A 7,847-nucleotide genomic window follows, 5' to 3' on the forward strand; every position below is an offset into this window, starting at 1 on the left:
CCCACGACGCAGGATGTCCCGGCACGATGCGGCGAGCATCGCGGTCGGGCGACGCGCCCTCGGACACCCGATCCGGCGACGGACGGCACCGCCCCACCCTGACCAGAGTGATCGTGGTGGGCATCGGACCGCCCAGGCCCGACCGGCGACCCGACGGCGCGAGGAAACCCGCCCCCACCTTCCCGGACCACGCACCAGATGCGCGCCGCCCGGCCGTGGAGCGAAAGCGGGCGACCAGGGTGCCCAACACCGTTCGGAGCACCCGGCTGAGCAGGAGCACTGGCAACAGCACTCACTCCCACTCAGTCTTTAGGAACGGTTGGTCACCCCGACGGCGAACCCCTCCCAGAACGTGCGCAGGCCACCTCGCGCTTGTGCCCCGTCCTCGGTGAACACCGCCCGCAGCGCTCCACGCTCCCGCCACGCCTTGACGCCGAGGTACACGAGATAGGCCGCACCCGCGAGCTTGAGGGCGGTGAAGAGGAGGAGTGAGCGCTCGACGACCGCCCCGATCCCGAGCGCCACGGCCACGATCAGCACGTAGGCGCCGACCGTGTTCCCGACCACGGTGGTGAGGGCGGCGCGACGGCCCTGGGCGAGCGCGCGGCCGATCACGAACAGCACGCTGGGTCCGGGGACCACGATCAGCAGGAAGGACATGGCCGCGAAGGCGAGCAGACGGTCGGTGGGCACCATGAACCCATGCAAGCACGAGGATGTCCGTGCCTCCAGCCGGTTTTCAGGCCGTGGCCCCGCTGTCCACCACCAGGTCCGTGCCCACGGTCGAGGCGGCGGCGTCCGAGGCCATGTGGAGGACCGCGGCGGCCACTTCCTCCGTCGCGGAGATGCGGCCGAGGGGGAGGGCCGCCTTCGTGCGCTCGGCGCGGTCGGTCTCCGTCTCGCCGGGGCGCAGGGACATGGGGGTGTCGACGGCGCCGGGGCTGACCGCGTTGATGCGGACGCCGTCGCGGATGTGGTCGAGGGCCGCGCCCCTGGTGAGGACGGAGACGGCGGCCTTGGAGGCGGCGTAGGCGGCGGCCCCGGGGTGGCGGGTGTGGACGCCGAAGGTGGAGGCGATGTTGACGATCGCGCCGCCCGACGGCTGGGTGCGCATCCGGCGGATCTCGGCCCGGAGGGCGAGGAACACGCCGGTGACGTTGATGTCGAGCTGGGTGTGCCAGTCCTCCTCGGACAGTTCGGCCAGCGGGGCGCCGCCGCGGAAGACGCCCGCGTTGTTGACCGCGACGTCGAGCGAGCCGAAGTGGTCCACGGCGGCGGCGACCAAGGCCTCCGCGTCGGCGGCACGGGAGACGTCCCCGGTGACGGCGAGCGCCTTGCCGCCCGCCGCCTCGATGAGGGTCACCGTCCCGTCGAGCGGCTCCTGCCGCCGCCCGGCGACGACGACGTTCGCACCCTCGGCGGCGAACGCGAGGGCGACGGCTCGTCCTATGCCGGAGCCGCCGCCGGTGACGAGGGCGGTCCTGCCGGTGAAGCGAGCGGTGGTCATGAGTCCCCTTTTTTGACCGATCGGTTCAGTATGAGGTCGTGAGAAGTCGTAAGAAGTCATAAGAAAGGCCCTGGTGAGGGGCTGGGGTCAGTCGAGCAGTGCCAGTGCCTGTTCCGCCGCGTCCCGCACCCGGGAAGGGGCCGACGACGCCTTGCCGACGACCTTGAGGCCCTGCAGCAGCACCAGCAGCATCCGGGCCAGGGCGAGCGGATCACGGTCGGCGGACAGTTCCCCCTGGGTCTGGGCGCGGACGAGTGCCGAGTGGAGGACGGTCTCCAGTCGGTCCCAGTTGCGCTCGACGCTGCGTGCCGCGGCGGGGTCGTGCGGGGCCAGTTCGGCCGCCGTGTTGGTGATGAAGCAGCCGCTCAGGCGTAGCTCGTCGGCGGCGGCCTCGTGCGCGTAGCGACGTACGAGGGTGCGTACGGCGGGTAGTGCGGGACCCGGCTGGGACAGCTCCCGGAGCAGGTCGGGGAGCTGTGTCTGGTAGCGCTCCAGCGCCTTCAGGTACAGCTCGTGCTTGTTGCCGAAGGTCGCGTAGATGCTCGCCCGTCCGACGCCGAGGTGCTCGACGAGGTCGGACATCGACGTAGCCTCGAAGCCGCGCTGCCAGAACAGCTCGAGAGCTGACTGCAGCGCGGCTTCGGGGTCGAACTCCTTGGTCCTGGCCACGTGCCAGAGCCTAGATTCAATTGGAACGATCAGTCAAGAAACCCTCTTGCGGGGCCCGCGCGTCGCCTTCAGGCGCTTCGCACCTCATACGTCGCGATCCGCACCGACTCGTCGTCCAGGCACTGCCCCGACGTCAGGTCGAACCGCTGCTTCAGCAGGGGCGAGGCGACGAAGGGCCGGCCCTGCTGGGCGCCGAGCAGGCCGCGGGAGAGGACCGCCGCACCGCTGAACGGGTCGCGGTTGTCGATGGCGTACAGGGAGCCGGCGCGGTCGCGGAAGAGGGCGACCTGGCCGCCGTCGGGCAGCAGCGCGGCCACACCGCGGCCCGGCAGCAGCACGTTCAGGTCGCAGACCGTGAACCAGCCGTCGTCGAGTTGGAGTTGGACCTTCAGGTCGGTCGTCTCGGGTGCCAGTGTCATCGCTGGGCACTTCCTTCCAGGACGTCTGCCGGGTTCTCACTGGGGCGCATGCCGATGGACAGCAGCGGCAGGTCGGGCTTGATCTGGTCGCGCTCGGGGACGAAGCCGACGACCGGGTCGGGGGTGTCGGGCGCGTTCACGAAGGAGACGAACCGGGACAGCTTCTCGGGGTCGTTGATGGTCGTCGCCCACTCGTCGGCGTAGTGCGACACGTGGTCCGTCATCAGGGACTCCAGCTCCTCGCAGATACCGAGGGAGTCCTCCACCACCACGTCCCGTACGTGATCCAGGCCGCCCGGGATCCGCTCCAGCCAGGTGGAGGTGCGCTCCAGGCGGTCGGCGGTGCGGATGTAGAACATCAGGAAGCGGTCGATCAGGCGGATCAGCTCGTCGTCGTCGAGGTCCTGCGCGAGCAGGTCCGCGTGGCGCGGGGTGGCGCCGCCGTTGCCGCCGACGTAGAGGTTCCAGCCGTTGGAGGTGGCGATGACGCCGAAGTCCTTCGACTGGGCCTCGGCGCACTCGCGGGCGCAGCCCGACACCGCCGACTTGAGCTTGTGCGGGGACCGCAGGCCCCGGTAGCGCAGCTCCAGGTCGATCGCCATGCGGACGGAGTCCTGGACGCCGTAGCGGCACCAGGTCTGGCCGACGCAGGACTTCACCGTGCGCAGGGACTTGCCGTAGGCGTGGCCGGACTCGAAGCCGGCGTCCACCAACCGGGTCCAGATGAGCGGGAGCTGCTCGACACGGGCGCCGAACATGTCGATCCGCTGGCCGCCGGTGATCTTCGTGTAGAGGCCGAAGTCGCGGGCGATCTCGCCGATGACGATGAGGCCCTCGGGGGTGATCTCGCCGCCGGGGATGCGGGGGACGACCGAGTACGAGCCGTTCTTCTGGAGGTTGGCGAGGAAGTGGTCGTTGGTCTCCTGCAGCGCCGCCTGCTCGCCGTCGAGGACGTAGCCGCTCGCGCCGATGGTCGGGGCGAGGGAGGCGATGATCGAGCCGACCGCCGGCTTGCAGATGTCGCAGCCGTCGCCGCCCTGGGCGTCCTCGCGACCGTAGCGGTCGAGGAGGTCCTGGTAGGTGTTGATGCGCAGGGCGAGGACGATCTCGTAGAGCTCCTCGCGGGTCTGCGAGAAGCAGCCGCACAGGCCCTTGTCGACCTCGACGCCGTTGGCCTCCAGCTCGGCGGTGACCAGCTGGCCGAGGACCTTGACGCAGGAGCCGCAGCCCGTGCCGGCCTTGGTGCACTTCTTGACCTCGGGCACGGTCGTGCACTGGTGGTCGGTGACCGCGCCGCGGATCGCGCCCTTGGACACGTTGTGGCAGGAGCAGATGATCGCCTCGTCCGGCAGCGCGGACGGGCCGAGCTGGGTCGGGGCGCCGGCGCCGGCGGGCAGGACCAGGGCCTCGGGGGAGACCGGCGGGACCGACCCGGTGAAGGCGCGCAGGGTGCCGTACGCCTCCGCGTCGCCGACCAGGATGCCGCCGAGCAGCGTGCCGTCACGGCCGATGACCAGCTTCTTGTACAGGCCGGCGCGGGAGTCGGAGTAGACGACGTCGAGGCAGTCCTCGGTCGCGCCGTGCGCGTCGCCGAAGGAGGCCACGTCCACGCCGAGCAGCTTGAGCTTGGTGGACAGGTCGGCGCCGGTGAAGGAGGCCTCGTCGGTGGCGATCGTCGCGGCGACCGTCTCGGCCTGCTCGTAGCCGGGGGCGACCAGGCCGTACACCCGGCCGTCGGAGGCCAGCGCGCACTCGCCGATCGCGAAGACGTGCGGGTCGTTGACCGTGCGGCACTGCTCGTCGACGCTGATGCCGCCGCGCTCGCCGACCGTCAGACCGCAGTCGCGGGCCAGCTGGTCGCGGGGGCGGACACCGGCGGAGAACACCACCAGGTCGGTGGCGAGTTCGGAGCCGTCGGACAGCTTCATGCCGGTGACCGCGCCGGACTCGTCGACCACGATCTCCTGCGTGCCCACGCCCGTGTGGACGGACAGGCCCATGTCCTCGATGGTGCGCAGCAGCGCGGCGCCGCCGCCCTCGTCGACCTGGACCGGCATCAGGCGGGGGGCGAACTCCACGATGTGGGAGGTCAGTCCGAGGCCCTTCAGCGCACCGGCCGCCTCCAGCCCGAGCAGACCGCCGCCGACCACCGCACCCGTCGTCCTCGACTTGGCGTACTCCTCGATGGCGAGGAGGTCCTCGATGGTGCGGTAGACGAAGCAGCCCTGGGCGTCCTTGTTGGGGACGGGCGGGACGAACGGGTACGAGCCGGTGGCGAGGACCAGGACGTCGTAGTCGACGGTCAGACCGGAGCGGGCGGTGACCTTGCGGGCCTCCCGGTCGACGGTCTCCGCCGGGTCGCCGACGTACAGCTCGATGCCGTGGTCGGCGATGAACTGCATGTCCGTCATGGACAGGTCCTCGGGCGTCTTGCCCGAGAAGTACGAGGTGAGCTGCACGCGGTCGTACGCAGGACGAGGCTCCTCGCACAGCACGACCACGCGGTGCGTGGCGGTCAGGCCGCGCTCGGCGAGCGCTTCGAGGAAGCGCTGGCCGACCATGCCATGGCCGACGAGCACGATCGTGGGGCGGGGCCGGTCCCCAAGAAGTGCGGTCGTGGACATCAGGAGCCTCCATCATTGGTGAGCAGGTGGAGCAGAGGGCCGCCGTCGGACGGGAGCGGCTCTGCTCCCTCCCAGGCGCGCGCGAGCGCGCCGACGGTGCCGAGTTCGCCGACGAGGACCCCGCCGACCAGGCGGTCGTCGCGGACGACGACCTTTCGGTAGGTGCCTCGGGTGGCGTCGGCGAGCTGGACCACGTCGTCGCCGGGAAGTGCCTCCGTCTCGCCGAACGCGGCGAGGTCGAAGGCGGTCTGCCCGGGCAGGGTCAGTCGGGTCAGCACACGGGTGCCGGTGTAACGGGCGTTGGCCCGACCGGCGAGCGACTCGGCCAGCACATCCGCCTGTTCGAGGGCGGGAGTGGCCAGTCCGTACACCGTGCCGTCGTGCTGTGCGCAGTCGCCGATCGCCCGGATGTGGGGGTCGGAGGTGCGCAGTTCGTCGTCGACCACGACGCCCTTGCGGACGTCGAGGCCGGAGATCTGGGCGAGGCCCACGCGGGGGTGGACCCCGCAGGCCAGGACCACGAGGTCGGCGTCGAGGGCGTAACCGTCGGACATCTCCACCGAGCGGACCGCGCCGCCGACGCAGCGCACGTCGCGGACCCGGCACTCGGTGTGGATCTCGACGCCGAGGTCGGTGAGGTGGCGCCGGACGAGCTTGGAGGCGGACGGGTCGAGCTGGCGCTCCATGAGCCGCTCGGACTGCTGGGCGAGGACGACCTGGGCGCCGCGCAGGGCGAGCGCACGGGCCGCGGACACGCCGAGGAGCCCGCCGCCGATGACGACCGCCTTCACGCCCGGCCGTACCGCCTTGGACAGGCCCAGGCAGTCGTCCATGGTGCGGAAGGCGTGGACGCCCTCCGGCAGTACGTGGTCGGGGCTGAACAGGCCGCGCAGGGGCGGGAGTACGGGGTTGGAGCCGGTGGCCAGGACCAGCGTGTCGTATGCGATCTTCGTGCCGTCCGCGCACTCCACGGTCCGCCCGGCCCGGTCGATGCCGGTGACCCGGGCGCGCGTCAGCTCCGCGGGCGCCGGCAGGGCGATCACATCGGGGCTGTAGCGTCCGGCCAGCACCTCGGCGAGCAGGACCCGGTTGTAGGGCCGGTGCTCCTCCTCGCCGATGAGCGTCACGGGAACGCCGAGCTCACCGAGTCGCCGGGCGAGACGGACGCCCGCGAGTCCGGCGCCGATCACCACCACACGCGTATTCGAGGTCATGCCTAGGAGCGTGCGTTGCCGGTGTTACCCGGCCGCATCACGTCTGTTTCCCGCGGGGAACGCTGCCCTCAGCGGGGGCGGGGGATGGGTGTGAGGGTTCGGCGTGCCCGCCGGGAGTGCGCTGTGAGGCGGCCTCGGCGGGGGCTGACCGGGGCCTGCCGAGCCCCGGCTTTCCGTGCAGGCGCCATCGTCTACGACCGGGGGCGGCACGAGCCGGGAGAGGCGGGATTTCACCAGCTCACGTGCGGGGGCGGATGAGGGGCGGCGCCCGGAACATCCCGGTTCGGTCGCCTCGGGCGGCGGTCGGCGGCAGCGCCGTCGCAGGGTCCCGGCGGGCGCCGCGGGAGCGGTTCACCGCGGGAATCCGGCGCCGGCCCGCGCATGCGGTGATCGTCTCGCCGGTGATGTGGCGTGCGTCCCACTGGCGGCCGATCGGCACAAAACGCAGCGACAGAGGCCGCCCAATCCGGGGCGGCGAACCTCAGAACTCCCTCAGGTCCGTGGACGATGCACCCATCTCGTCCCCTAGGGTCCCGATCATGCCCGACATATCGCTGACCATGGTCGTCGTCCTGTGCCTCGCCGCCCTCGCGGCCGGCTGGATCGACGCCGTGGTCGGCGGGGGCGGGCTCCTGCTGCTGCCGGTGCTGCTCCTCGGGCTGCCGTCGAGCACCCCGGCCGCGCACGCCCTCGGCACCAACAAGGCCGTCGCCATCGTCGGCACCGCGGGTGCGGCGGTCACGTACGCCCGCAAGGCACCGGTCGACGTGCGCACGGCCGTACGCATCGGTCTGGCGGCGCTCGCGGGCTCCTCGGCGGGGGCGTTCTTCGCGGCAGGGATGAGCACCGAGGTCCTCAAGCCGGTGATCATGGTGGTGCTGCTCGCCGTCGCGGCCTTCGTGATCGCCCGCCCCACCTTCGGTACGGCCCCTGCCACCGGCCCGGCGGGCCCGCGCCGCATCCTCGCCGCGATCGGCCTCGCGGGCCTCGGCATCGGCTTCTACGACGGTCTGATCGGCCCCGGCACCGGCACGTTCCTCGTCCTGGCCCTCACCGCCGTCCTCCACCTCGACCTGGTCACCGCCTCCGCCACCGCCAAGATCGTGAACTGCTGTACCAACGGCGGCGCCCTCGCCACCTTCGCCTGGCAGGGCGCGGTCCTGTGGCAACTGGCCGCCCTGATGGCCGTCTTCAACCTCGCGGGCGGCACGCTGGGCGCGCACACCGCCCTGAGGAAGGGCAGCGGTTTCGTGCGGATCGTGCTGCTGACGGTGGTGTTCGCGCTGGTGGCGAATCTGGCGTACGAGCAGTGGGTGGCCTAGAAGGTCGATGAAGATCTTGGTGAGGGGCTGTCCGGCCGTCAGGCCGGACAGCCCCTCCGGTCATGCACCGGCGGGTGCGAGGTGCCAGGTGC

Annotated in this window: 6 protein-coding genes and 2 pseudogenes; 2 read left to right on the top strand and 6 right to left on the bottom strand. The window is 71.5% G+C overall.

Annotation, left to right across the window (positions count from 1 at the left end):
- A pseudogene (locus ADK57_RS50990) lies at positions 1 to 313 on the top strand (IS200/IS605 family accessory protein TnpB-related protein); the annotation flags it as partial.
- 5 nt (positions 314 to 318) lie between these two features.
- On the opposite strand, the pseudogene ADK57_RS09605 reads toward ADK57_RS50990, so the two are convergent.
- The 6 genes and pseudogenes from ADK57_RS09605 to ADK57_RS09630 all read right to left on the bottom strand — a co-directional run.
- A pseudogene (locus ADK57_RS09605) lies at positions 319 to 696 on the bottom strand (LysE family translocator); the annotation flags it as partial.
- Between the two features lie 43 nt (positions 697 to 739).
- Entirely contained in the window at positions 740 to 1,507 is a 768-nt protein-coding gene (locus ADK57_RS09610; protein ID WP_053748955.1) for an SDR family NAD(P)-dependent oxidoreductase, read from the bottom strand.
- Positions 1,508 to 1,594: 87 nt separating this feature from the next.
- On the bottom strand, positions 1,595 to 2,176 hold the full coding sequence (locus ADK57_RS09615; protein WP_053748956.1) for a TetR/AcrR family transcriptional regulator: 582 nt from the start codon (positions 2,174 to 2,176) through the stop codon (positions 1,595 to 1,597).
- 68 nt (positions 2,177 to 2,244) lie between these two features.
- Positions 2,245 to 2,595, bottom strand: a complete 351-nt coding sequence (nirD, locus tag ADK57_RS09620; RefSeq protein ID WP_053748957.1) for a nitrite reductase small subunit NirD — start codon at positions 2,593 to 2,595, stop codon at positions 2,245 to 2,247.
- Positions 2,592 to 5,219, bottom strand: coding sequence for a nitrite reductase large subunit NirB (gene nirB, locus ADK57_RS09625; RefSeq protein WP_053748958.1), 2,628 nt, complete (start codon positions 5,217 to 5,219; stop codon positions 2,592 to 2,594). Before nirB ends, nirD begins: the two co-directional genes overlap by 4 nt.
- Positions 5,219 to 6,433 carry an NAD(P)/FAD-dependent oxidoreductase gene (locus tag ADK57_RS09630; protein WP_053748959.1) on the bottom strand — a complete coding sequence of 405 codons (1,215 nt, stop codon included), beginning with the start codon at positions 6,431 to 6,433 and terminating at the stop codon, positions 5,219 to 5,221. The genes nirB and ADK57_RS09630 overlap by 1 nt, the downstream gene beginning before the upstream one ends.
- A gap of 539 nt (positions 6,434 to 6,972) precedes the next feature.
- On the opposite strand from ADK57_RS09630, the gene ADK57_RS09640 reads away from it, so the two are divergent.
- Complete coding sequence (locus ADK57_RS09640) at positions 6,973 to 7,755, top strand: sulfite exporter TauE/SafE family protein (protein WP_053748961.1); 783 nt, start codon at positions 6,973 to 6,975, stop codon at positions 7,753 to 7,755.
- Positions 7,756 to 7,847: the final 92 nt, after the last annotated feature.

Source organism: Streptomyces sp. MMG1533, assembly GCF_001279775.1.
In the GTDB taxonomy this organism is placed as follows: Bacteria; Actinomycetota; Actinomycetes; order Streptomycetales; family Streptomycetaceae; genus Streptomyces.

Bases quoted from the DNA above. Each gene is read 5' to 3' on its own strand.
- nirB (WP_053748958.1), bottom strand. From the start codon at position 5,219: ATGTCCACGACCGCACTTCTTGGGGACCGGCCCCGCCCCACGATCGTG.
- nirD (WP_053748957.1), bottom strand. From the start codon at position 2,595: ATGACACTGGCACCCGAGACGACCGACCTGAAGGTCCAACTCCAACTC.
- ADK57_RS09630 (WP_053748959.1), bottom strand. From the start codon at position 6,433: ATGACCTCGAATACGCGTGTGGTGGTGATCGGCGCCGGACTCGCGGGC.
- ADK57_RS09640 (WP_053748961.1), top strand. From the start codon at position 6,973: ATGCCCGACATATCGCTGACCATGGTCGTCGTCCTGTGCCTCGCCGCC.
- ADK57_RS09610 (WP_053748955.1), bottom strand. From the start codon at position 1,507: ATGACCACCGCTCGCTTCACCGGCAGGACCGCCCTCGTCACCGGCGGC.